Annotated in this window: 17 protein-coding genes; 11 read left to right on the forward strand and 6 right to left on the reverse strand. The window is 61.6% G+C overall.

Annotated elements, in window-relative coordinates; translation table 11 throughout:
* Position 1 precedes the first annotated feature (1 nt).
* The 3 genes from M5B97_RS12230 to guaA all read left to right on the forward strand — a co-directional run bounded on the left by M5B97_RS12230 (position 2) and on the right by guaA (position 3,964).
* A complete protein-coding gene (locus M5B97_RS12230) occupies positions 2-550 on the forward strand; it encodes a hypothetical protein (protein ID WP_058422675.1) in 549 nt (182 codons plus the stop codon).
* A 240-nt stretch (positions 551-790) separates the two neighbouring features.
* Entirely contained in the window at positions 791-2,260 is a 1,470-nt protein-coding gene (gene guaB / locus M5B97_RS12235) for an IMP dehydrogenase (RefSeq protein WP_123715351.1), read from the forward strand.
* 126 nt (positions 2,261-2,386) lie between these two features.
* The gene (gene guaA / locus M5B97_RS12240) at positions 2,387-3,964 is read left to right on the forward strand and encodes a glutamine-hydrolyzing GMP synthase (RefSeq protein WP_134660180.1); all 1,578 of its coding nucleotides are present in this window, start codon (positions 2,387-2,389) and stop codon (positions 3,962-3,964) included.
* Positions 3,965-4,125: 161 nt separating this feature from the next.
* Here guaA and treR read toward each other — a convergent pair whose 3' ends face one another.
* Entirely contained in the window at positions 4,126-4,830 is a 705-nt protein-coding gene (treR, locus tag M5B97_RS12245; RefSeq protein ID WP_134660176.1) for a trehalose operon repressor, read from the reverse strand.
* 249 nt (positions 4,831-5,079) lie between these two features.
* Here treR and treP point away from each other — a divergent pair, with 249 nt between their 5' ends.
* The 5 genes from treP to M5B97_RS12270 all read left to right on the forward strand — a co-directional run bounded on the left by treP (position 5,080) and on the right by M5B97_RS12270 (position 12,581).
* On the forward strand, positions 5,080-6,522 hold the full coding sequence (gene treP / locus M5B97_RS12250) for a PTS system trehalose-specific EIIBC component (protein ID WP_248731592.1): 1,443 nt from the start codon (positions 5,080-5,082) through the stop codon (positions 6,520-6,522).
* Positions 6,523-6,641: 119 nt separating this feature from the next.
* Complete coding sequence (gene treC / locus M5B97_RS12255; RefSeq protein WP_248731593.1) at positions 6,642-8,288, forward strand: alpha,alpha-phosphotrehalase; 1,647 nt, start codon at positions 6,642-6,644, stop codon at positions 8,286-8,288.
* A 72-nt stretch (positions 8,289-8,360) separates the two neighbouring features.
* A complete protein-coding gene (locus tag M5B97_RS12260) occupies positions 8,361-9,581 on the forward strand; it encodes a carbohydrate porin (RefSeq protein WP_248731594.1) in 1,221 nt (406 codons plus the stop codon).
* Positions 9,582-9,765: 184 nt separating this feature from the next.
* Positions 9,766-12,303: a phosphoenolpyruvate--protein phosphotransferase gene (ptsP, locus tag M5B97_RS12265; protein ID WP_248731595.1), complete on the forward strand. Its 2,538-nt coding sequence runs from the start codon at positions 9,766-9,768 to the stop codon at positions 12,301-12,303.
* Positions 12,304-12,305: 2 nt separating this feature from the next.
* Positions 12,306-12,581 carry a PTS transporter subunit EIIB gene (locus M5B97_RS12270; protein ID WP_134660172.1) on the forward strand — a complete coding sequence of 92 codons (276 nt, stop codon included), beginning with the start codon at positions 12,306-12,308 and terminating at the stop codon, positions 12,579-12,581.
* A gap of 54 nt (positions 12,582-12,635) precedes the next feature.
* Here the strand turns inward: M5B97_RS12270 and mltF are convergent, their stop codons facing one another.
* A complete protein-coding gene (gene mltF / locus M5B97_RS12275) occupies positions 12,636-14,096 on the reverse strand; it encodes a membrane-bound lytic murein transglycosylase MltF (protein WP_123715360.1) in 1,461 nt (486 codons plus the stop codon).
* Positions 14,097-14,383: 287 nt separating this feature from the next.
* Between mltF and purL the strand changes: the two genes are divergently transcribed.
* From purL to M5B97_RS12290, 3 genes are all read left to right on the forward strand, one after another.
* Positions 14,384-18,280, forward strand: coding sequence for a phosphoribosylformylglycinamidine synthase (gene purL, locus M5B97_RS12280; RefSeq protein WP_248731596.1), 3,897 nt, complete (start codon positions 14,384-14,386; stop codon positions 18,278-18,280).
* A 4-nt stretch (positions 18,281-18,284) separates the two neighbouring features.
* Positions 18,285-18,596, forward strand: coding sequence for an NGG1p interacting factor NIF3 (locus M5B97_RS12285; RefSeq protein ID WP_123715362.1), 312 nt, complete (start codon positions 18,285-18,287; stop codon positions 18,594-18,596).
* A gap of 223 nt (positions 18,597-18,819) precedes the next feature.
* The gene (locus M5B97_RS12290; protein WP_134660170.1) at positions 18,820-19,104 is read left to right on the forward strand and encodes a hypothetical protein; all 285 of its coding nucleotides are present in this window, start codon (positions 18,820-18,822) and stop codon (positions 19,102-19,104) included.
* Positions 19,105-19,164: 60 nt separating this feature from the next.
* Here M5B97_RS12290 and nagE read toward each other — a convergent pair whose 3' ends face one another.
* Genes nagE through nagA form a run of 4 tightly spaced genes read right to left on the reverse strand, consistent with a single transcriptional unit; the run spans position 19,165 to position 25,555 of the window.
* Positions 19,165-20,871 (reverse strand): N-acetylglucosamine-specific PTS transporter subunit IIBC, encoded by a 1,707-nt coding sequence (gene nagE, locus M5B97_RS12295; protein WP_248731597.1) that lies wholly within the window; start codon positions 20,869-20,871, stop codon positions 19,165-19,167.
* A 27-nt stretch (positions 20,872-20,898) separates the two neighbouring features.
* Positions 20,899-23,409, reverse strand: a complete 2,511-nt coding sequence (gene ptsP / locus M5B97_RS12300) for a phosphoenolpyruvate--protein phosphotransferase (protein WP_248731598.1) — start codon at positions 23,407-23,409, stop codon at positions 20,899-20,901.
* Positions 23,410-23,445: 36 nt separating this feature from the next.
* Positions 23,446-24,456: an SIS domain-containing protein gene (locus M5B97_RS12305; RefSeq protein WP_248731642.1), complete on the reverse strand. Its 1,011-nt coding sequence runs from the start codon at positions 24,454-24,456 to the stop codon at positions 23,446-23,448.
* On the reverse strand, positions 24,449-25,555 hold the full coding sequence (nagA, locus tag M5B97_RS12310; protein ID WP_248731599.1) for an N-acetylglucosamine-6-phosphate deacetylase: 1,107 nt from the start codon (positions 25,553-25,555) through the stop codon (positions 24,449-24,451). Before nagA ends, M5B97_RS12305 begins: the two co-directional genes overlap by 8 nt.
* Positions 25,556-25,558: the final 3 nt, after the last annotated feature.

Genomic DNA, 25,558 nt, shown 5'->3' on the forward strand with positions numbered 1-25,558 from the left:
CATGAACTCCCAAAGCATCCTTGTCCCGAAAATCTCCACCTTGCCCGTCCACGAACCCCGCGCTCGGGCGATCGTGCGCTGGCTGGTGCGCAAGAACATCATCAAGGAAGAGCTGACCACCTGCGGCCGCACCGGCAACCGCATGGCCTACGCGCTTGCAGATGGCGCCCGGGCCGTGGTGCTGCATCCCGAGGCGCTGCCGTTCAACGAGCCGGTCAACGGCCTGGAGATCATCTACAAGCGTTGCATCTATACGCCGGCCAAAGGCTTTCTCGAAGAAGCCGGGTGCCCGGAATGCCTCAAGGAAGTCGGCGAAGCGCTGTTTGAAAGCCTGGAAGACTGGATGCCTGGCCACACTGACAACTTCACCTGCCCGCTGTGTGGGCACGAAGATGACATCAACGGTTTTCTGTTCCTGCAGGAGTGCGGGTTTTCCAACCTGGGATTCATTTTCAACAATTGGGCGGAGGCCGGGTTCAAGCAGAGCTTTATCGACGAATTTGCCGATTGGTTGGACCAGAAGATGAGCTGGGTCAAAGTCGAACTGTAGGCTTGTAACCCGACCCCTGTGGGAGCGAGCTTGCTCGCGAAAATCGCCAACGATAAACCGGGCTGTCCGGTTTGAACGTGGTGCCCTGGCATGCTTCGCAAGCAAGCTCGCTCCTGCAGAAAAGCGCCGGGTTTTACCCATCTATCAGTATTACCAAGTTTGTCAGAGTTTTACATTGAGCCCGGCAGGGTGCGTGTATATAATGGCGCGCTTCCATTTTCCCGCTCGGGAGCCCCCGCGATGCTGCGTATCAGCCAAGAAGCTCTGACATTCGACGACATTCTCCTAGTGCCTGGTTATTCCGAGGTGCTTCCTAACGAAGTCAGTCTCAAGACCCGCCTAACCCGTGGCATCGAGCTGAATATTCCTCTGATTTCCGCTGCCATGGACACCGTCACTGAAGCCCGTCTGGCCATCGCCATGGCTCAGGAAGGCGGCATTGGCATCATCCACAAGAACATGACCATCGAGCAGCAAGCTGCCGAAGTGCGCAAGGTCAAACGTTACGAAGCCGGTGTGGTGAAGGATCCAATCACCATTGAAGCCGACGCCACCGTGCGTGACTTGTTCGATCTGACTCGCCTGCACAACATCTCCGGTGTTCCGGTGCTGCACGACGGCGACCTGGTCGGTATCGTCACTTCCCGTGACGTACGTTTCGAAAACCGTCTTGAAGTCACCGTCCGCGAAGTGATGACGCCTAAAGAGCGTCTGGTCACGGTCAAGGAAGGCGCCGACAAGAACGATGTGCGCGAACTGCTGCACAAGCACCGCATCGAGCGCGTGCTGATCGTCGACGACAAATTCACCCTCAAAGGCATGATGACCGTCAACGACATCGAAAAAGCCAAGGCTTACCCCCTGGCCAGCAAGGATGACCAAGGTCGTCTGCGCGTCGGCGCCGCCGTCGGTACCGGTAAAGACACCGGTGACCGCGTTTCGGCTCTGGTCGCTGCCGGTGTTGACGTGGTGGTGGTCGACACGGCCCACGGTCACTCCAAAGGCGTGATCGACCGTGTGCGTTGGGTCAAGGAGAACTTCCCTGAAGTGCAGGTGATCGGTGGCAACATCGCTACCGGCGCAGCCGCCAAGGCCCTGGCCGAAGCCGGCGCCGACGCCGTCAAGGTCGGTATCGGCCCTGGCTCGATCTGCACCACCCGTATCGTCGCCGGTGTCGGCGTGCCGCAAATCAGCGCCATCGCCAACGTCGCCGCTGCCCTTGAAGGCACTGGCGTGCCGTTGATCGCCGACGGCGGCATCCGTTTCTCCGGTGACCTGTCCAAGGCCATCGTTGCCGGTGCCTCCTGCGTGATGATGGGCTCGATGTTCGCCGGTACCGAAGAAGCACCGGGTGAGGTCGAGCTGTTCCAGGGTCGTTCGTACAAGGCTTACCGTGGCATGGGTTCGCTGGGCGCCATGTCCCAGGCACAAGGTTCTTCCGACCGTTACTTCCAGGACTCCTCGGCAGGCGCCGAGAAGCTCGTACCGGAAGGTATCGAAGGCCGTGTGCCGTACAAAGGCCCTCTGAGCGCCATCATCCATCAGTTGATGGGTGGCCTGCGTTCCTCGATGGGCTATACCGGTAGCGCCAACATCGAAGAAATGCGCACCAAGCCGGAGTTCGTACGGATCACCGGCGCCGGCATGGCTGAATCCCATGTCCACGACGTGCAGATCACCAAGGAAGCGCCAAACTACCGGGTCGGCTGATGCCGACAGCTATAAGCCTCAAGTTATAAGCTGCAGGCGGGGCTGTATTCGTACAGCTACCGCGCGGCTTCCGATTACTTGCAGCTTGCAGCTTGAAGCTTGCAACTGCTCTTCAGAGTTTCTCTCATGGCCCTCGACATTCACGCCCACCGCATCCTGATCCTCGACTTCGGTTCCCAGTACACCCAGCTGATCGCCCGCCGCGTGCGTGAAATCGGCGTGTACTGCGAACTGCATCCGTTCGACATGGACGACGCAGCGATCCGCGAATTCGCCCCTAAAGGTGTCATCCTCGCCGGCGGCCCCGAGTCCGTGCACGAAGCCAACAGCCCGCGCTGCCCACAAGCGGTATTCGACCTGGGCGTGCCGGTCTTCGGTATCTGCTACGGCATGCAGACCATGGCCGAGCAACTGGGCGGCAAGGTTGAAGGTTCCGAGTTGCGTGAATTCGGTTATGCCCGTGTGGACGTGGTCGGCAAGAGCCGCCTGCTGGACGGTATCGAAGATCACATCGACGCCGATGGCCTGTTCGGCCTTGATGTGTGGATGAGCCACGGTGACAAAGTCACCCGGATGCCGGAAGACTTCCACATCCTGGCCAGCACCCCGAGCTGCCCGATTGCCGGCATGTTCAGCGACGAGCGTCGTTACTACGGCGTGCAGTTCCACCCGGAAGTGACCCACACCAAGCAAGGCGGCCGCATCCTGTCGCGCTTCATCCTCGACATCTGCGAGTGTGAAGCCCTGTGGACACCGTCGAAAATCGCTGAGGACGCCATTGCCCAGGTGCGTGCCCAGGTCGGCACCGACAACGTGCTGCTCGGCCTGTCCGGCGGCGTTGACTCCTCCGTGGTTGCAGCACTGCTGCACAAAGCCATCGGCGACCAGTTGACCTGTGTATTCGTCGATAACGGCCTGCTGCGCCTGCATGAAGGCGAGCAAGTGATGGCCATGTTCGCCGAGAACATGGGCGTCAAGGTGATCCGTGCCAACGCCGAAGAGCAGTTCCTGAACAACCTGGCCGGCGAGTCCGACCCAGAGAAGAAACGCAAGATCATCGGTCGTACCTTCATCGACGTATTCGATGCCGAGTCCAACAAACTGGACAACATCAAGTACCTGGCCCAAGGCACCATCTACCCTGACGTGATCGAGTCGGCCGGCGCCAAGAGCGGCAAGGCCCACGTGATCAAGTCCCACCACAACGTGGGTGGCCTGCCTGAGGAAATGAACCTCAAGCTGGTAGAGCCGTTGCGCGAACTGTTCAAGGACGAAGTCCGCCGTCTGGGCCTGGAACTGGGCCTGCCATACGACATGGTCTACCGCCACCCATTCCCGGGCCCGGGCCTGGGCGTGCGCATCCTGGGTGAAGTGAAGAAGGAATACGCCGACCTGCTGCGTCGCGCCGACCACATCTTCATCGAAGAACTGCGCAAGGCCGACTGGTATCACAAAGTCAGCCAGGCATTCGTGGTGTTCCAACCGGTGAAATCCGTTGGCGTCGTAGGCGATGGCCGTCGCTACGCATGGGTCGTGGCCCTGCGTGCCGTAGAAACCATCGACTTCATGACCGCCCGCTGGGCACACCTGCCGTACGAACTGCTGGAAACTGTCAGCGGCCGTATCATCAATGAGATCGAAGGCATTTCGCGCGTTACTTATGACGTGTCGAGCAAGCCGCCGGCGACGATTGAGTGGGAGTAAGCCTGCGCTAGCAGGTGAACGCTGAATAGCAAAACCCCGGCCATCCCAGGCCGGGGTTTTGTGTTTCTGGGATGTAAGCGCAAGGCCGCCGGACTTTCACGAAGCCTGCTCGCGCAACGGCATGGGATGAGTCGCAGTGCAATGATTTTCCCGATTTCTGCTTATCGCCGCGCAATATCCGAAAAGTAAAACTTATCCAACGTATGCCGCGACTCGGTGTACTCGAACTGCCGCCCGTCCTGCAGAAACGTCTGGTTACTCACCACGATCACATGGCTCTGGCCGTCGAGGTCGAGGTGTGCCTGGTCGTCCTTGCTGCGCGGCAGGGCTTCGATGGTGCGTTGGGCGTAGGCAATTTGCAGTTGTAAGGTCTGTTCGATAAACGCGTAGATCGACTGTTCGGCGATGGCGCGGTCCAGCCCCGGGATCACGTCAGCGACGAAGTGGTTGATGTCGAGGATCACGCGTTTGCCGCCGATGCGCCGTACCCGTTTGATGCGGGTGATCAGGGTGCCGGGTTCTGCTTCGATGTGTTGCAGCAGCGAGCCTTCCAGGGGCAACTGGGTGAATTCGACGACTTCAGTGCGTACGTCATCGCCCAGGTCGGCGTGGGTTTCGTGGAAGCTGACGATACCACCCAGTTGGAACTCGATCGGGTTGGGCGACAGCACGAAGGTGCCCTTGCCGTGGATTTTTTGTGCAAAACCACGTTCCTGCAGCTGCTCGATGGCGCGGCGCACGGTGCCGCGGCTGGCCTGGTAGCTGTCCATCAGTTCGGTTTCGGAGGGAAGGCGCGTGCCGCGTTGCAGGCGTTCGGTGGTGATGCTGGCAAGCAGATCCGTATAGATCTGGTTGTATTTGCTCATGGAGATGGCTCTGTGCCCGACGGATGAAGGTGACTGCGCGTTCAGGCAGGAACCTTAGTGGCAGAGGTGGGGTTTGTCCATTGGATGCCGGAGCAAGAACAGAAATGTCCGACTCAGGGTTAGGAAAAGTAAACAATTTGTAACTCGTACAGACGAGTTGTTGCTTTAACTCGTACAGACGAGTACTTTTGCCCTCGGCGTGCTGCCAATGACTGCCCCCAAATAAAAAAATCAAAGTGGAAACCAAGCATGAGCCACGACTATTCGACGATTGCCCGCGAGATTCTCGAGAACCTCGGGGGCAGCGACAACCTTGAGCAAGCTGCCCACTGCGTGACCCGCCTGCGCCTGGCGCTCAAGGACCCGAGCCGGGTCAACGGCAGCGCGTTGAACCAGGTCGACCTGGTCAAGGGCTCGTTTTTCACCGGCGGCCTGTTCCAGGTGGTGATCGGCCCTGGTGAAGTGGAAAAGGTCTACGCCGCATTGCGCGAGCAAACCGGGCTGGCCGCCGCCACCATCGCGGATGTGAAGAAGAAGGGCGCCGACAAGACCAACGCCATGCAGCGCCTGGTGCGGGTGTTCTCCGATGTGTTCATGCCGATCCTGCCCGCCTTGATCATCGCCGGCCTGCTGATGGGCGTGAACAACCTGATGGGCGCCAAAGGCATGTTCATCGAGGGCAAGACGCTGCTGGAGGCCTATCCGAACCTGGATGGCCTGTGGAGCCTGATCAACCTGATGGCCAACACCTCGTTCGTGTTCCTGCCGGCGTTGGTGGGCTGGTCGGCGGCCAAGCGCTTTGGCGGCAGTGAGATCCTCGGCATTGTGCTCGGCCTGATGCTGGTACACCCGGATCTGCTCAATGCCTGGAACTACGGCAAGGCCGTGGCCGGGCTCGATGGCCAGAGCCTGCCGTACTTCGATATTTTCGGCTGGTTCAAGATCGAAAAAGTCGGTTATCAGGGGCAGATCCTGCCGATCCTGATGGCGGCGTATGTGATGAGCGTGATCGAGAAATGGCTGCGGGCTCGAGTGCCCAACGCGATTCAACTGCTCGTAGTGCCGATTACCACCATCGTCGTGACCGGGGTGCTGGCCCTGGCCATCATCGGCCCGGTGACCCGGCACCTCGGCATCCTGATCACCGAGGGTGTGGTCACCCTGTTTGACCTGGCACCGATGGTAGGCGGAGCGATCTTTGGCCTGTTGTACGCGCCGCTGGTGATCACCGGCATGCACCACATGTTCCTCGCCGTAGACCTGCAGCTTATCTCCACCCAGGGCGGCACCTTTATCTGGCCGATGATCGTGATGTCCAACCTGGCCCAGGGCAGCGCCGCGCTCGCGGTGTTCTACACGACCCGCAATGCGCGGGACAAAAGCATGGCGTCGACCTCGGCGATCTCCGCTTACTTCGGCATTACGGAACCGGCGATGTTCGGGGTGAACCTGCGCTTCAAGTTTCCATTTTATGCGGCCCTTGCGGGCTCTGCGTTGGGCAGCATTTTCCTGTCGATGAACAAGGTGCAGGCATCGGCTATCGGTGTGGGGGGCTTGCCCGGGTTTATTTCGATCGTGCCGCACTCCATCGCCATGTTTGTGATCGGGATGGTCATCGCGATGGTGGTGCCGTTTGTTCTGACCTGCGCGTTGAGCATGAAGATTGTCCGGCCTGGGTATCGAGTCGCCTGATCGACCGCTATCGCAGCGAGCCTCTCCCATATTGATTTGTGAACGCATTCAAAAGTGGGAGGGGGCTTGCTCCCGATGAGGCCCGCGGGGCCAGCACACAACTTACTGAAGGAGTCCCCATGCAAGACTGGCAGCACTCGGTGATCTACCAGATCTACCCCAAAAGCTTCCACAGCCACGCGGGTAACGCCACCGGTGACCTGCTGGGCATCGTGGACAAACTCGACTACCTCAAATGGCTGGGTGTGGATTGCCTGTGGATCACGCCGTTCCTGCGTTCGCCGCAACGCGACAACGGCTACGACATCAGCGACTACTATGCCATCGATCCCAGCTACGGCACCATGGCCGACTGCGACCTGCTGATCAGCGAAGCGGCCAAGCGCGGCATCAAGCTGATGCTGGATATTGTGGTCAACCACACCTCCATCGAACATGAGTGGTTCCAGCAAGCGCGCAGCAGTCTCGACAACCCATACCGCGACTTCTACATCTGGCGCGACCAACCGAACAACTGGGAATCCAAGTTCGGCGGCTCGGCCTGGGAGTACGAAGCGCAAACCGGCCAGTACTTCCTGCACCTGTTCGACCACACCCAGGCCGACCTCAATTGGGATAACCCCAACGTGCGCGCCGAGGTGTACAAGCTGATGCGCTTCTGGCGCGACAAAGGCGTGGGCGGTTTCCGCCTGGACGTGATCAACCTGATTTCCAAGCCCGCCGATTTTCCCGAAGACACCAGCGATGGCCGGCGCTTCTACACCGACGGCCCCAACGTGCACGAATACCTGCAGGAAATGCACCGCGAAGTCTTCGAAGGGCATGCACTGATCAATGTCGGCGAGATGTCATCCACCAGCCTGGAACACTGCATCCGCTACTCGCGACCAGAGTCGAAAGAACTGTCGATGACGTTCAACTTTCATCACCTGAAAGTCGATTATCCGAATTTGCAGAAGTGGGTGAAGGCCGACTTCGATTTCCTGCAACTCAAGCAGATCTTTTCCGACTGGCAGTTGGGCATGCAGGCCGGTGGCGGCTGGAATGCGCTGTTCTGGTGTAACCATGACCAGCCGCGAGTGGTCTCGCGTTTTGGTGATGACGGCGAGCACCGCGTGGTCTCGGCCAAGATGCTCGGTACCGCGTTGCACTTCCTGCAGGGCACGCCGTTTGTGTACCAGGGCGAAGAACTGGGCATGACCAATCCGGGCTTCGACAGCATCTCGCAGTACCGCGATGTGGAGACCCTGAACATCTTCCGGCTCAAGCGTGATGCCGGTGAGTCCGAGGCATCGAGCATGGCGGCGATCATGCAGAAGTCCCGTGACAACGGGCGCACACCAATGCAGTGGAATCAGGAGGCGAATGCCGGTTTCAGCACGGGTGAACCCTGGATCGGCATTCCGGCCAATGCGGCGCAGATCAACGTTGCCAGCCAATTGGATGACCCGGATTCGGTGCTGCATCACTACCGTGCGCTGATCGCTCTGCGTCGCCACGAGCCGCTGATTCAGGAAGGCGTTTACCGCCCACTGTTGCAAGACCACCCGCAAGTCTGGGCCTACGTGCGCGAAGGCCAGGGCGAGCGCTTGCTGGTACTCAACAATTTCTATGTCGAAAGCTGCGAAGTCCTGTTGCCGGAAGGTGTCATCGGCACAGCGACTGAGCAACGCCTGCTGATCAGCAACTACCCCGACTGCCCGCCGCGTTCGAGCAGGGTGGCGTTACGTCCTTATGAATCGTTTGTGCTGCACCTCAAGGAGTGAGACCCGCTGGAACCCCTGTATGGGAGTGCAGGGGCGCTGCAAAAAAACATAATAAAAATAGTGGAGTGTTTCATGAAAACAACAATAAAGCTGGGCCTCATTGCGTCGTGTCTTACTGCCCCATTTGCCGCTCAGGCCCTGGAGTTCGCCGGTTACCTGCGCAGCGGCGCGGGCACTTCAACGGGCAGTGGCAAACAGCAGTGCTTTCAGTTGCCGGGGGCGCAATCGAAATACCGTTTGGGGAATGAATGCGAGCAGTACGCCGAGCTCGAATTGCGCCAGGATGTGCTCACCCTTGATGACGGCTCGGTGCTTAGCGTCGATGCGATGGCGTCTCTCTACAACAAGTACGACCGTGCCCTGAGATTCCAGGGCGAAGACAATGGTTCGGCGCGCATGCCGCAGATGTATGCGCAGTGGTCCAACTTGCCCAGCCTCAATGGCGGCTCGCTGTGGGCGGGGCGGCGTTACTACAAACGTAACGACATCCACATCTCCGACTTCTACTACTGGAACCAGAGCGCCACGGGTGGCGGCGTCGAGGACGTATTGATCGGCGACCTCAAATACAGCTATGCCCTCTCGCGCAAGGACAACCTGTACCAGAAGGAATACGCCACCCGTCACGACTTCAACGTGGCGGGCTTCAAGACCAACCCTGGTGGTGAACTGGAGTTCGGCTTGAGCTACATCGACAAAGCAGGCGGTCGCGACGCCAATAGTGGCTGGGCGATCACGGCGCAGCATGTGCAAAAACCTTTCCTGGGTGGCAAGAACAAATTCGCCCTGCAGTATGGTGAAGGCCCTGGCACCGGCCTCGGTTATACCGGTGATACGAGACTGGACAAGAACAGCAAAAGCTACCGCGCCGTGGAGTTTTTCGACTGGCAGCTCACCCCGCGTTTCGGCGGGCAGGTCGAGGCGGTGTACCAGAAAGACATCCGTCCCGGCAGCCAGGACCAGACCTGGATGTCCATCGGCGTGCGCCCGGCGTATGCACTCAGCGAGCAATTCAAACTGGTCACCGAGCTGGGGCATGATCAGGTTGAGGCCACGGGTGGCACGCGCAAACTGAGCAAATTCACCTTCGCCCCGACCTGGTCGCCCAAAGGTCCGGAATTCTGGGCACGACCGGAGGTGCGCTTGTACTACACCTATGCAAGCTGGAACGAAGCGGCCAAGCGTGCGGCGAATGAGCTGGCGGCAGGTTCGGCGCTGTCCGACACCGGCGCCTACGGCACTGCACGGCATGGGTCGAACGTCGGTGTGCAGGTCGAATATTGGTGGAAGTGAATCCCTGCTGTACGCGGGATAAATGTGAGAGCGGGCTTGCTCGCGAAAGCGGTCCATCAGGCAACACAGGTATTGAATGCCCCACCGCATTCGTGAGCAGGCCCGCGCTGACACATTGATCGTCGTTCACCCGGGAATTTGCGTTCGCCCTATGATTTTTACAGAACAAACAGCAGGTGAAGTCATGACCACAACTCAACCCCTGGAACTGCTGGCGCCTTTGTCCGGTGTGCTGCTGGCGCTGGATCAGGTGCCCGACCCGGTGTTCGCCAGTCGCCTGATCGGCGACGGCCTATGCATCGACCCGACCTCGCAGACCCTCTGCGCGCCGTTGGCCGGGGTGATCAGCAATATCCAGGACAGTGGGCATGCCGTCAGCGTGACCGACGACAACGGCGTCCAGGTGCTGATGCATATCGGCCTGGACACCGTGAACCTGGCGGGCCAGGGCTTCACTCGATTGGTGCAGGAAGGCCAGCACGTGGCGGTCGGGCAACCGCTGATCGAATTCGATGCCGACTACGTGGCGCTCAATGCGCGTAGTTTGCTGACGCTGATGCTGGTCGTCAGCGGCGAGCCTTTCACGCTTTTGGCCGATGGCCAGGTGGAGGCAGGTCAGCCGCTGCTGCGGGTGTCACCTGCTCAAGCCGTTGACGAGGTTGTTGAGGAGGAGGGCGACGCACTGTTCTCCAAGCCGTTGACCTTGCCCAATGCCAACGGCCTGCACGCCCGCCCTGCGGCGGTGCTTGCCCAGGCGGCGAAGGGGTTCAAGGCGAGCATCTATTTGCACAAGCAAGTCCACAGCGCTAATGCCAAGTCGCTGGTGGCGATCATGGCGCTGCAAACCGTACAGGGCGATACCGTGCAAGTGAGCGCCGCCGGAGAGGATGCCGAGGCAGCGATCAAGACGCTGGTGAAGTTGTTGAATGAAGGCTGTGGTGAGACGGTCGATGCGACGGATGAGGTGACTGTCGAGGTGGCTGAGCCATTGGCTACAGCAGCGTCAGCGACATTGTTGCGAGGCGTTTGCGCGTCGCCGGGGTCGGCGTTTGGCCAAGTGGTGCAGGTGGCCGAGCCTGCACTGACAATTACCGAACAAGGCGCCGGCGAAGCGGTCGAGCGCGCAGCCCTGGAGCGGGGATTGCTGGCGGCAAGCGTCGCCCTGCAAACATTGCAAGACAATGCGGCAGGCAGTGCCCAGGTCGAGATTTTCCGCGCCCACCAGGAACTGCTCGAGGACCCGACATTGCTGGAACAGGCCCACGCTCTGCTGGCACAAGACAAGAGCGCTGCATTCGCCTGGAACAGCGCCACGGTCGCCACCGGTAAATTGTTCCAGGGCCTGGGCAGTGCCCTGCTCGCCGAACGTACGGCGGACCTCACCGATGTCGGCCGGCGTGTACTGAAATTGATCCTCGGCATTGAGGACCGCGCCTGGGATTTACCCGAACGCGCGATCCTGATCGCCGAACAACTGACCCCCTCGCAAACCGCCGGCCTGGACACGCATAAGGTGCTTGGCTTCGTCACCGTCGGCGGTGGCGCGACCAGTCACGTCGCCATTCTCGCGCGGGCTTTGGGCTTGCCGGCGATCTGTGGCGTGCCGGTGCAGGTACTGGCATTGGCCAACGGCAAGCAGGTACTGCTCGACGCTGACAAAGGCGAGTTGCACCTGGAGCCGAACCTGGCCGAAATCGAACAGTTGGAAACGGCGCGCCAGCAGCATGTGCACAGGCGTCAGCGTGACGTGGCACAGGCGACCCTGCCGGCCGTCACCCGCGACGGTCATCACGTCGAAGTCACGGCTAACGTCGCCTCGTTGCAGGAGGTGGAGCAATCCTTGACCCTGGGCGGTGAAGGCGTCGGCCTGCTGCGTTCGGAGTTTCTGTACCTGGACCGCAACCGCGCACCGAGTCCGCAGGAGCAAGCCGGCACCTATACCGCCATCGCCCGTGCCTTGGGCCCCGGGCGCAATCTGGTGGTGCGTACCCTGGATGTCGGTGGCGACAAACCGTTGGCCTATGTACCGATGGACAGCGAGGCCAATCCATTTCTCGGCTTGCGCGGTATTCGCCTGTGCCTGGAGCGCCCGCAGCTGTTGCGCGAACAGTTGCGCGCGATCCTCGCCAGTGCCGGCTTCGCACGCCTGCATATCATGTTGCCGATGGTCAGCCTGCTGTCGGAGTTGCACCTGGCCCGCGCGATTCTTCAGGAAGAAGCGCTGGCGCTCGGGCTCACCGAACTGCCAAAGCTGGGCATCATGATCGAAGTGCCGTCTGCCGCCTTGATGGCCGATGTGTTTGCACCGCATGTGGATTTCTTTTCCATCGGCACCAACGACTTGACTCAATACACCTTGGCCATGGACCGCGACCACCCACGCCTGGCCAGCCAGGCCGACAGCTTTCACCCCGCAGTGCTGCGTTTGATCGCCAGCACCGTCAAGGCCGCCCATGCCCATGGCAAGTGGGTGGGCGTGTGCGGCGCCTTGGCGTCTGAGACGCTGGCGGTGCCGATGTTGATCGGGCTGGGGGTGGATGAGTTGTCGGTCAGCGTGCCGTTGATCCCGACCATCAAGGCCACCGTGCGCGATCTGGACCTTGCCGACTGTCAGCTCATCGCCCGTCAGGTATTGGGCCTGGAAGAAGCCGCCCAGGTACGCGAAGCCCTGCGCCTGTTCCACGCGGCCACCGTTGAAACCTCACCTGTTGTGGAGCACTGAGTATGTTCGAGAAATTGCAGCGGGCGTTCTGGAAAGCCCTGACCCCGGATTTGATTGCCGAGACGGTGGTGGCGCCGACACAAAACCTGGTGTCTGACGATGTGCTGAGGGCCCTGGGTGGTGCACACAATCTCAACTCGCAACAGCGTGTTGCGCTGACACGGGTGCGGGTCCAGTTGAAGGATGCGGGGCAGTTGGATGAGACGGCGTTGAAGGCGGCGGGGGTGCCAGTGATGGTGTTGGCGGGCGGGGTGGTGCATCTGCTCACCGGGCTTTAGGGCGGGGGCAGAACACCCTGGGCGAGGTGGTTCCGCGGATTTGAAGAACCCTGTTTACAACGGCGGGGTTTCTTCCGGCGGCTTGGTCTTGTCGATGCCCGGTACGTGCAAGTTGCCCTCGACCACCTGGTTGCCTTCCAACTGCGGTTGGGTTACCCAGGTCAGGATGTCGTAGTAACGGCGGATGTTCGCCACAAAGTGCACGGGCTCACCGCCCCGGGCGTAGCCGTAGCGGGTCTTGCTGTACCACTGCTTCTGCGACAGGCGCGGCAGCATCTTTTTCACATCCAGCCATTTGTTCGGGTTCAGGCCTTCGCGCTTGGCCAGGGTGCGCGCATCCTCCAGGTGGCCCGTGCCGACGTTGTAGGCGGCGAGGGCGAACCAGGTGCGATCGGGTTCGGCGATGCTGTCGTCCAATTCATCCTTGATTTTCGCCAGGTATTTGGCACCGCCCATGATGCTTTGCTTGGCATCCAGCCGGTTCGACACGCCCATGGCCTGGGCGGTGTTCTGGGTCAGCATCATCAGGCCGCGCACACCGGTCTTGGAGGTGACGGCCGGTTGCCACATGGATTCCTGGTAGCCGATGGCTGCCAATAGTCGCCAGTCGACTTTTTCTTCCTTGGCGTAGCTGCGAAAGTGTTTCTCGTATTTGGGCAGGCGCTGCTGCAGGTGTTGCGCGAAGGTGTAGGCGCCGACATAGCCGAGCACATCGACATGCCCGTAATAGCGGTCTTTCAGGCGCTGCAGGGTGCCGTTCTTCTCGACCTTGTCCAGGTAACTGTTGATCTCGTTGAGCAGGCTGTTGTCATCACCTGCCGCCACGGCCCAGCTCTGGTTGCTGGCGTTGCCGAGGTCGAACGCCACGCGCACGTTGGGGAAGTACACCTGGTTCATCGCCACTTCGTTGGAGTCCACGAGGGTCAGGTCGATCTGGCCCTCGTCCACCATGCGTAGTAGGTCGACTACTTCAACGGCGTCGGATTCTTCGTATTCAATCGCAGGATTCTGCTTTTTAAGCGCCGCCAGTTGTTCGGCGTGGGTGCTGCCCTTGAGCACCATGATCTTCTTGCCGACCAGGTCTGCCGCGTTGGTCGGGCGCGACTGGCCGTTGCGGTAGATGATCTGCGGGGTCACTTCGAGGTAAGGATGGGAAAAACGTACCTGTTGCTGGCGCTGCTCGCTGCTGACCAGGCCGGCAGCGGCGAGGACCGGGCCTTTGGGTTTGCCCAACTGGCCGAACAGGTCGTCGAGATTGTCGGCGGTCTCGATTTCCAGCTTCACACCCAGTTCGTCGGCAAAGCGCTTGACCAGTTCGTACTCGAAACCGGTTTCACCGTTGCGGTCCTGGAAATAAGTCGCCGGGCTGTTGCGGGTAACCACCCGCAATACACCATCCTCCTTGATTCGCTCGAGCGTGCTGGGTTTATCAACACAGGCGCTGAGCAGCAGGAAGAGTCCGGTGACGAAGAGCCATTTGGCGCATCGCTGGCGCAAAGCAGTTGGGGAGAACATTGGCGCAGTATACGCAAACGGCCCTCGGCGCCATATCTCGACAGCGGGGGACTTGTCTGCTAGCGCCCGGAAAACCGGGCTGGACCCCGCAGAAACAAGGGTTGGCGAAGGTTTGTGACGGTTAAAATAACTGCGTGCACGCCTCTGCAAAACGCCCCGAGACCGTGCATTGCCTGCCAACTGACGTTCGGCAGCGGCCAGCCGTAGCGTTTCGGGTGCCGTTGGCGGCGGTTTACGCTAGAATGCACGGCCTCAAAGCACACCCCCTTCCCGAGGCTGTCCCGAAGATGTTGATCCTGCGCGGCGCTCCTGCCCTTTCTGCCTTTCGCCACAGCAAACTCCTTGAGCAACTGAGCCAGAAGGTTCCAGCTGTTACAGGCTTGTATGCTGAATTTGCTCACTTCGCCGACGTTACCGGCGTCTTGACCGCCGACGAACAGCAAGTGCTCGCACGCCTTCTGAAGTACGGCCCCAGCGTTCCCGTTCAAGAGCCGACCGGCCGCTTGTTCCTGGTCCTGCCACGGTTCGGCACCATCTCGCCCTGGTCGAGCAAGGCCAGCGATATCGCCCGTAACTGCGGCCTTTCGAGCATCCAGCGCCTGGAACGCGGTATCGCCTTCTACGTCGCCGGCCAGTTCAGCGATGCCGAAGCCGAGCTGATCGCCAGCAGCCTGCACGACCGCATGACCCAGATCATCGTCGGCCAGCTGGAACAGGCTGCCGGCCTGTTCAGCCACGCCGAACCCAAGCCGCTGACCGCGATCGACGTGATCGGTGGTGGTCGCGCCGCCCTCGAGAAGGCCAACACCGAACTGGGCCTGGCCCTGGCCGAAGACGAGATCGACTACCTGGTCAACGCCTTCAATGGCTTGAAGCGCAACCCGCACGACATCGAACTGATGATGTTCGCCCAGGCCAACTCCGAGCACTGCCGTCACAAGATCTTCAACGCCAGTTGGGACATCGACGGCGAAAGCCAGGAAAAAAGCCTGTTCGGCATGATCAAGAACACCTACGTGATGCACAGCGAAGGCGTTCTGTCGGCTTATAAGGACAATGCCTCGGTGATCGTCGGCTCTGTCGCCGGCCGTTTCTTCCCGGACCCTGAAACCCGCCAGTACGGCGCGGTGCAGGAGCCGGTGCACATCCTGATGAAGGTTGAAACCCACAACCACCCGACCGCGATTGCCCCGTTCCCGGGTGCAGCCACAGGTTCGGGCGGCGAGATCCGCGACGAAGGCGCCACCGGCCGTGGCGCCAAGCCAAAGGCGGGCCTCACCGGTTTCACCGTGTCCAACCTGCAGATCCCGGGCTTCGAACAGCCGTGGGAAGTGCCATACGGCAAGCCTGAGCGCATCGTCAACGCACTGGACATCATGATCGAAGGCCCGCTGGGCGGCGCGGCGTTCAACAATGAATTCGGGCGTCCGGCCCTGACCGGCTATTTCCGTACCTTCGAGCAATCCATCACCACCCCGCGTGGCGAGGAAGTGCGCGGTTACCACAAGCCGATCATGTTGGCCGGCGGCATGGGCAACATCCGTGAAGAACACGTCAAGAAAGGCGAGATCCTGGTCGGTTCCAAGCTGATCGTGCTCGGTGGCCCGGCGATGTTGATCGGCCTGGGCGGCGGCGCCGCTTCCTCCATGGCCACCGGCACCAGCTCGGCGGACCTGGACTTCGCTTCCGTACAGCGCGAAAACCCTGAGATGGAGCGCCGCTGCCAGGAAGTCATCGACCGTTGCTGGCAGTTGGGCGACAAGAACCCGATCAGCTTCATCCACGACGTGGGCGCTGGTGGTTTGTCCAACGCCTTCCCGGAACTGGTCAACGACGGCGACCGTGGTGGCCGTTTCGAATTGCGCAATATTCCAAATGACGAGCCGGGCATGGCCCCGCACGAAATCTGGAGCAACGAATCCCAGGAACGTTACGTGCTGGCCGTTGGCGCTGAAGACTTCGCGCGCTTCCAGGCCATCTGCGAGCGTGAGCGTTGCCCGTTCGCCGTGGTCGGTGAAGCCACTGCCGAGCCGCAGCTGACTGTGACGGACAGCCACTTCGGCAACAGCCCGGTGGACATGCCGCTGGAAGTGCTGCTGGGCAAAGCCCCGCGCATGCACCGCTCGGCCGTGCGTGAAACCGAGCTGGGCGATGACTTTGACCCAAGCCCCCTGGACCTGGCCGACAGCATCGAACGCGTGCTGCACCACCCGTCCGTGGCGAGCAAAAGCTTCCTGATTACCATCGGCGACCGCACCATCACTGGCCTGGTGGTCCGTGACCAAATGGTCGGCCCGTGGCAGGTTCCGGTGGCCGACGTTGCCGTCACCGCCACCAGTTTCGACGTGTACACCGGTGAAGCCATGGCCATGGGCGAGCGTACCCCGCTGGCCCTGCTGGATGCCCCGGCGTCGGGCCGCATGGCCATTGGTGAAACCCTCACCAACATCGCCGCGTCGCGCATCGGTAAATTGTCCGACATCAAGCTGTCGGCCAACTGGATGTCCGCCGCTGGTCACCCGGGCGAAGATGCGCGCCTGTACGACACCGTTAAAGCGGTCGGCATGGAGCTGTGCCCGGAGCTGGGTATCACCATTCCGGTGGGCAAGGACTCCATGTCCATGGCCACCCGTTGGAACGACAACGGCACTGACAAGAGCGTCACGTCGCCGCTGTCGTTGATCGTCACGGGTTTTGCACCGGTGACCGACATCCGCCAGACCCTGACCCCGCAGCTGCGCATGGACAAGGGCACCACCGATCTGATCCTGATCGACCTGGGCCGTGGCCAGAACCGCATGGGTGCATCCATCCTGGCGCAAACCCATGGCAAACTCGGCAAGCAGGCACCGGACGTCGATGACGCCGAAGACCTGAAAGCCTTCTTCGCCGTGATCCAGGGCCTCAATGCCGACGGCCACCTGCTGGCTTACCACGACCGCTCCGACGGCGGCCTGCTGACCACCGTTGTAGAGATGGCCTTTGCCGGTCACTGCGGTCTGAACATCGTGCTCGACAGCGTTGCCGAGGCGGCGGCCGAGATCAACGGCATCCTGTTCAACGAAGAATTGGGTGCAGTGATCCAGGTTCGCCAGGACGCTACCCCGGATGTACTCGCACAGTTCAGCGCCGCTGGCCTGGACGACTGTGTGGCGGTGATCGGCCAGCCGGTCAACAACGGCGAAATCAATATCTCCTTCGATGGCGACACCGTGTTTGCCGGCCAGCGCCGCTTGCTGCAACGCCAGTGGGCCGAGACCAGCTACCAGATCCAACGCCTGCGTGATAACGCCGACTGCGCCCAGCAGGAATTCGACGTGATCCTGGAGGAAGACAACCCGGGCCTGAGCACCAAGCTCAGCTTCGACGTCAACCAGGACATCGCCGCGCCTTACATCAAGAAAGGCATTCGCCCACAAGTGGCGGTACTGCGTGAGCAGGGCGTCAACGGCCAGGTGGAAATGGCGGCTGCGTTCGACCGTGCCGGCTTCAATGCGATCGACGTGCACATGAGCGACATCCTCGCCGGTCGCGTTGACCTCAACGAGTTCAAAGGCCTGGTGGCTTGCGGCGGTTTCTCCTACGGCGACGTGCTGGGTGCCGGTGAAGGCTGGGCCAAGTCGGCCTTGTTCAACAGCCGTGCCCGCGATGCGTTCCAGGGCTTCTTCGAACGCAACGACAGCTTCACCCTGGGCGTGTGCAACGGTTGCCAGATGATGTCCAACCTTCACGAACTGATCCCGGGCAGCGAGTTCTGGCCGCACTTTGTGCGCAACCGTTCCGAGCAGTTCGAAGCCCGTGTCGCCATGGTGCAGGTGCAGGAATCCAACTCGATCTTCCTTCAAGGCATGGCCGGTTCGCGCATGCCGATCGCCATCGCTCACGGTGAAGGCCATGCCGAGTTCGCCAGCGAAGAAGCCTTGCTCGAAGCCGACCTGTCCGGTTGCGTGGCCATGCGTTTCGTCGACAATCACGGCAAGGTCACCGAGGCCTACCCGGCCAACCCGAACGGCTCGCCGCGCGGGATCACCGGCCTCACCAGCCGTGACGGTCGCGTCACCATCATGATGCCGCACCCGGAGCGTGTATTCCGCGCCGTGCAGAACTCGTGGCGTCCGGAAGAGTGGAACGAAGACGGCGCCTGGATGCGCATGTTCCGCAACGCCCGCGTGTGGGTGAACTAAGGCTGTGTACAAGCTCGCCTTCTTTGTGCCCGCAAGCCACGTGGAGACGGTAAAAACCGCCGTCTTCGCCGCCGGTGGCGGGCGCATTGGCGACTACGACAGCTGCGCCTGGCAAGTGCTGGGCCAAGGCCAATTCCGCGCGTTGGACGGCAGCCAGCCGTTTCTCGGGCAGGTGGGCCAGGTTGAAGTGGTTGAAGAGTGGAAGGTTGAGCTGGTGGTGGCGGATGAGTTGATCGTGGCTGTTGTGGCTGCGCTCAAACTCAGCCACCCGTACGAAACGCCGGCGTATGAGGTGTGGCAGCTGGCGGACTTTTGATTCGCACGCTGCATAAACAAGAAACCCGCTGGGCCAGTCTGGTCAGCGGGTTTTTTGTTGGCGGTGAAATCCCATCGCCGATGCTTGATTTGGCTGTTGATATCGACGGCCCGTACCTTTTCCACTTGTCGGAATACTTCGCACACCTGTTAACTTTGACAGTTACGGCAGGCGTTCCAGTCATGTTTATTAGCCTTTCATCTAACGCAAAAGGAGAAGTGACATGTCAGTTTCTATCATCAGAGTCGCCGATGGGGGAACCGCTATCCCGAACCCCGGCACGACGCCTGCCAGATCGCTCAGAATTGTCGGAGAGTCAACTGTGGCCGATCAATACATCAAGATCACTGACGGTGTTGGCGGGCCCGTTCTAGTGATTTCCAAGGAACCTGTGAATGGTGGTTTTTCTCTTGAGGTCTCTAACCTGAAGGCAATGACTTACCATTTCGTGGCTTCGACGCGAGGTGACACTCATCATTCAGCGCCATGGGTGGTAACAGTAACGTAGTCATGACCACTGATCATTCCTACCCGTGTGGGTGGGAATGACCTGCGGTCGCCTGAAAGGCTAAGCTCTTGCGTTGACTACACGGCCACTGACCAAGCGCTCCAGTGCCTCACCCAATCCCGAAGCTTTGTCACCAATCAGCAAGTGCCAGATACCGCTATCGAGTTGGCTCACGCCTTGGCAACCCAGCGCAGTCAGGTCCGCTTCCGACAACACTGAATCATCCCCCAACTCCACCCGCAACCGCGTCATCGCCACCGCTTCCAACTGCCGCACATTGGCCCGGCCACCCAACGCATTCAGCCATTTCTCGGCTTCCTGCACGTTCACTGTCACCGGTTTATCCACAGGCGAAACCTTCGCCGGCACGCTGGCAGCAAACGAAGGCATGGCCAACCGAATCTCATCGGCGATGCTGTCGGCCATCGGGCCAACTACCACCTGCAGACTCCCGCCATTCCCCGGCCGCACGACAGCCATGGCGCCCAGTGCTTTGAGTTGCGCATCCACCGCCTTGTTGCGATCCACCATGTCCAGCCGCAGGCGCGTGGTGCAGGCGCCGACGCTCAGCAGGTTCTCTGCGCCGCCCAAGGCCTGGATGTAAGCCGTAGCGCGTTGGTTGTCATTCATCGCTTCGGCCTGCGCCACCTGGATATCTTCACGCCCGGGGGTTTTCAGGTTGAAGCGGCGGATGCAGTAGTTGAACACGCTGTAGTAGACCACCGCGTAAGCCAGCCCAACCGGGAATACCAGCCAGCCATTGGTGGATTTGCCCCAACCCAGCACCATGTCGATAAACCCACCGGAGAAGGTAAAGCCCAGGTGAATGTTCAACATATTGGTGACGGCCATCGACAGGCCAGTCAGTACGGCGTGTATCAGGTACAGGAATGGCGCGAGGAACATGAACGCGAACTCAATCGGCTCGGTCACTCCAGTCAGGAACGAAGTCAGTGCCATCGACAGGAAAATCCCGCCCATGACCTTACGGCGTTCCGGCAGTGCGTTGCGGTACATCGCCAGGCACGCGGCAGGCAGGCCGAACAGCATCACCGGGAACATGCCGGTCATGAACTGGCCGCCTTTGGGGTCGCCGGCGAAATAACGGGTGAGGTCGCCGGTCACGACCGCGCCGGTGGCCGGGTCGGTAAAGCTGCCGAACACGAACCACGCCATATTGTTGAGGATATGGTGCAGGCCGGTGACGATCAGCAGGCGGTTGAGCACGCCGAAGACGAACGCGCCGAAGCTGCCGCTTTCCATCAGCAGCACGCCAAAACTGTTGATGCCATGCTGGATCGGCGGCCAGATCAATCCAAAGATGACACCCAGCCCGACCGCACTGAACCCGGTCACAATCGGCACAAAGCGTCGCCCGCCGAAAAACGCGAGGTACTCCGGCAGCTTGATGTCCTTGAAACGGTTGTACAGCCCGCCGGCCATCAGACCGCTGGCGATCCCGGCGAGCATGCCCATGTTGATGCTGGTGTCCATCACCTTGAGGGTGGAGATCATCACCAGGTAACCAATCGCGCCGGCCAGGCCCGCCGTGCCATTGTTGTCACGGGCAAAGCCTACCGCGATGCCGATGGCGAAGATCAGCGCCAGGTTGGCGAATATCGCCTGACCGGCGTCGTGCATCACCGCAATATTCAAAAGATCGGTGTCGCCCAGGCGCAGCAAGAGGCCGGCAATCGGCAAGATCGCAATCGGCAGCATCAATGCGCGGCCCAGGCGTTGCAGGCCTTCGATAAAGTGTTGGTACATGGCGTGTCTCCTTTTTTCTTGTTGTTGTCAGCTCAGCGGCCAGTGGTGTTGACAGGCTTGGCGAACCGCCCTGGCGCTGCTCAGATCGAGCAGGCCCTGGCTCAGTTGCCGGCATTGCGCCGCGTCCAGATGCCGGACGCGGTCCTTGATTTCTCCGATCTGCAGCGGGCTCACCGACAGCTCGCTGACGCCCAGGCCGACCAATACCGGCGTGGCCAGCGGGTCGGAGGCGAGGGCACCACACACGCCAACCCAACGCCCATGTTTGGCCGCGCCGGCGCAGGTCTGGGCGATCAATCGCAGCAGGGCCGGATGCAGGGCGTCGACCCGGGCGGCAAGGCCGGCGTGGTCGCGGTCCATGGCCAGGGTGTATTGGGACAGGTCGTTGGTGCCGATGGACAGGAAGTCCGCATGCTCGGCCAGTTGTTCGGCCATCAGCGCGGCGGCCGGCACTTCGATCATCACGCCCAGTTCCGGGCGCAAGGTCAGTTCCAACGCTGTGCATAACTCATCGAGGCGCCGGCGGATCTGCAGCAGTTCGTCGACTTCGCTGACCATTGGCAGCAGGATGCGGCAGCGCTCCAGCGGGCTGACTTGCAGCAGGGCACGCAGTTGCTGGTCGAGCAGTTCCGGGCGCACCTGCGCCATGCGGATGCCGCGCAGGCCCAACACCGGATTGGCTTCGGCAGGCAGCGGCAGGTAATCGAGCTGCTTGTCGCCGCCCACGTCGATGGTGCGGATGATCACCGATTTATCGCCCATGGCATCCAGCACGGCTTGATAGGCCTGGCGTTGTTCCTGCTCATCCGGCGCGGTACGGCGGTCGACGAAGAGGAACTCGGTGCGCAGCAGGCCGACGCCGTCGGCGCCGTTTTCAAAGGCCACCTGGGCCTCGGCGCTGGAAGCGACATTGGCCGCAATTTCAATGCGCACGCCATCGGTGGTGCGCGCAGGCTCCCGGGCCTGGGCCTGTTGCTGCTGGCGACGTGCCTTTTGTGCGTCGCGAAGCTGGTGCACTTCGGCGTGGCGCGCTTCGCTGGGCGCCAGTTCCAGGCGGCCGTTGGCGGCGTCGAGTACGACGCGTTGGCCTTGAGGCACGTCGAGTACTTCGCTGCCCAGTGCAACCACACAAGGCAGGCCTTTGCCACGGGCCAGAATGGCCACGTGGGAGGTGGCGCCGCCTTCGGCCATGCAGATGCCGACGGCGTTCTGCGCACTCAATTGCAGCAGGTCGGAGGGGGTCAGTTCATGGGCGCTGACAATCGCGCCGGCGGGCAGTTCGAAATGCCAGGCTTCGCCCAGCAGCGCACGCAGCACGCGTTGCTGCAAATCCCGCAGGTCGTTGGCGCGCTCGGCAAACAACGGCTTGCCCAGGGCCAGCAGCACGGCGCACTGCGCCTGGATTGCGTCGCGCCAGGCGTGGGTGGCGGCACTGCCGTGTTCGATGGCGCGGGTGGCGGCTTCCAGCAGGGCCGGGTCTTCGAGCAGGGCGAGGTGGGCGGCGAAGATGTCTTCTTCTTCGATGTTCTTGCGCTGGCGGGCATGGTCCAGAGTGCCGCGGATTTCAACGCGTACCTGTTCCAGCGCGGCGTCCAGCCGACGCAATTGTTCGTCGGTGCTGTGGTTGCCGGGGTCTTGCGGCAGCTCGATGCCGGCCAGACGGAACAACGGCCCACAGACCAGGCCCGGCGCTGCGCACACACCTTGCAGTACGCCGGCTTCGGTGTTTGCCCGACGGGGCGTGGCGACGGCCGGCGCGTGGTGTGCCTCTTTAACGCTGGCGGACAGCGCGGCGACCAACGCCTGCACGGCCGCCTCGGCGTCTTTGCCACGACAGATCACCCTGACCTCATCACCTTCGCCGATGCCCAGCCCCAATAAGCCGATCAGGCTGTCGCACGCGGCGTACTTCTCGCCGAAGTGCAGATGGGCCGTGCTGCTGAAACCCTGCGCGGTCTTACGGATCAATGCGGCGGGGCGGGCATGCAAACCGCCACGGTGAGTAATGCGCACGCTGGCGCCGGCCTCCAGGACGGAGTTATCCACAGCCGTTTCAGCCGCTGTCGTCGAGCGCGCTGTGATCTGCAACAGCGGCTGGCCGACTTCGACCTTTTGCCCCGCGACAGCGCGTAATTCAAAGCGCTCGCCATTGGTCAGAATGATCAGGCTGACCAGGCTTTTGCACTGGCGCGCAATGCGGTCCAGATCAAACTGCACCAGTGCCTGGCCCTGCTTCACCCGTGCGCCGTTCTCGACCAACAGCGCAAAGCCTTCGCCGTTGAGTTCTACCGTGTCGATGCCCACATGCATCAAGACTTCGGCGCCATTCTCGGCGCGGATCGTCAGTGCATGCCCGGTGCGGGCCACATGGATGATCACCCCGTCACACGGCGCGTGCAGGCAATCGTTCAGCGGGTCGATGGCAATCCCATCGCCCATGGCGTGGCTGGCGAACACTTCGTCGGGAACGTTGCCCAGGGTCAGTACCGGCCCGCTGAGGGGGGCGCTGAGGGTCAATGCATTATTGTTGTTGGACATGGGCACGGTACTCATCAGGAAAACGCTGCAAACCACTCAGTGAGTGCGGGTGACTTTGCTCAAGTGACGCGGCTGGTCCGGGTCCATGCCCCGGGCAACCGCCAGGCCTGCGGCCATCACGTAAAAGCTCTGGATCGCCAGGATCGGGTCCAGGCTCGGGTGTTCGGCGCGGCTCAGGGTCAGGTCGCGTTCGGCAATATCGTCCGGCGCGGCCAGCAGCACACGGGCGCCGCGCTGGCGCATATCGGCGGCCAGGCTCAGCAGGCCGGCCTGTTCGGCTCCACGTGGGGCGAACACCAGCAAGGGGTAGTTCTTGTCGATCAAGGCCATCGGCCCGTGGCGTACTTCGGCGCTGCTGAAGGCTTCGGCCTGGATCGCCGAGGTTTCCTTGAGCTTGAGCGCGGATTCCTGGGCGATGGCAAACCCTGCGCCACGGCCGATCACCATCAGTTGCCGGCAGTCGCGCAGGGCGTCGATAGCCAGGCGCCAATCCTGCTGGGCGGCTGCACGCAGTTCGCCAGGCAAGGCGCGGCAGGCTTGCAGCAGGTCGTCTTCCTGGTTCCAGTGGCCGATCAGCAACGCGCTGGCACTCAATGTGGCGATAAAACTCTTAGTGGCGGCAACGCTTTGTTCCGGCCCGGCGCACAGCGGCAGATGGAATTCGCAGGCGGCTTCCAGCGGCGAGCCTTCGGCGTTGACCAGCGAGATGCTCAGGGCTCCGCGTTTGCGCAGCAGGCGCAGGCTGTTGACCAAGTCCGGGCTCTGACCGGATTGAGAAAAACCGAACGCCACCTGGCCGCTGACTTTCAACGGTGCCTGCAACAGGGTCACCACCGACATCGGCAACGAGGCCACCGGGATGCCCACGTGCTGCATAGTCAAGTACGCAAAGTAACTGGCGGCGTGGTCCGAGCTGCCACGGGCGATGGTCATCGCCACTTGTGGCGGCTGGCGGCGCAGGCGGCCGGCGACTTCTTCGAGCAGCGGGTCCAGGCGTTGCAGTTGTGCCGCAACGGCGTCGCACGAGGCCAGTGCCTCTTCAAGCATTTTTGAAGTCAATGGTTTCTCCTTCGACCATTACGTCGGTCAGATGCAGGGAGCGGTCCAGGCGCACGCAGTCGGCAAAACTGCCGGGTTGCAGGCGCCCGCGTTCTTCGATACCCAGGTAGTCCGCAGGAAACTGCGACAGGCGTTGTGAGGCTTCGCTGATAGGCAGGCCGATTTTGACCAGGTTGCGCAGCGCCTGATCCATGGTCAGGGTGCTGCCGGCGAGGGTGCCGTCGGCCAGGCGCACGCCGCCCAGGCATTTGGTCACGGTGTGGCTGCCCAGCTTGTATTCGCCGTCGGGCATACCGGCGGCGGCGGTGGAGTCGGTGACGCAGTAAAGGCATGGGATTGCACGCAGGGCCACGCGCATCGCGCCGGGGTGGACGTGCAGCAGATCCGGGATCAATTCGGCGTACTTGGCGTGAGCCAGCGCGGCGCCGACGATGCCCGGCTCGCGGTGATGCAGCGGGCTCATCGCGTTGTACAAATGAGTGAAGCTGGTGGCCCCGGCGGCGAGGGCGGCGACGCCTTCTTCGTAGCTGCCCAGGGTGTGGCCGATTTGCATGCGCACGCCGCGCTCGCTGAGTGCGCGGATCAGGGTGTCATGCCCGGCGATCTCCGGGGCGATGGTGATCACGCGGATCGGCGCCAGGCGCAGGTAGGCTTCCACTTCGGCCATCAGTGCGGTGTGGGCAAAGTTGGGTTGGGCGCCGAGTTTTCCCGGATTGATGTAGGGGCCTTCCAGATGCACGCCGAGCACTCGGGCGGCCCCCGCAGGACGCTGCTCACAGAACGTGCCGAGCTGGCCGAGCACACGGGAGATTTCGTCTACCGGCGCAGTCATGGTGGTGGCCAGCAGCGAGGTCGTACCAAATCGCACGTGGGTGCGGGTGATGGTCTCGAAGGCATCGCTGCCTTCCATGATGTCCGCGCCGCCGCCGCCGTGTACGTGCAGGTCGATAAAGCCCGGTAACAGGTAGGGCGACGCGTTTTGCGCCGGGTCGCATGGTGTGCCTTCGATGGCGACTACCTTGCCGTGTTCGTGCACCAGGCGGCCGCGAATCCAGCCGCTGGGCGTAAGGATGTTGTCTTCGGACATGGG

This window comes from Pseudomonas sp. MWU13-2517 (genome assembly GCF_023242545.1).
Taxonomy (GTDB): domain Bacteria; phylum Pseudomonadota; class Gammaproteobacteria; order Pseudomonadales; family Pseudomonadaceae; genus Aquipseudomonas.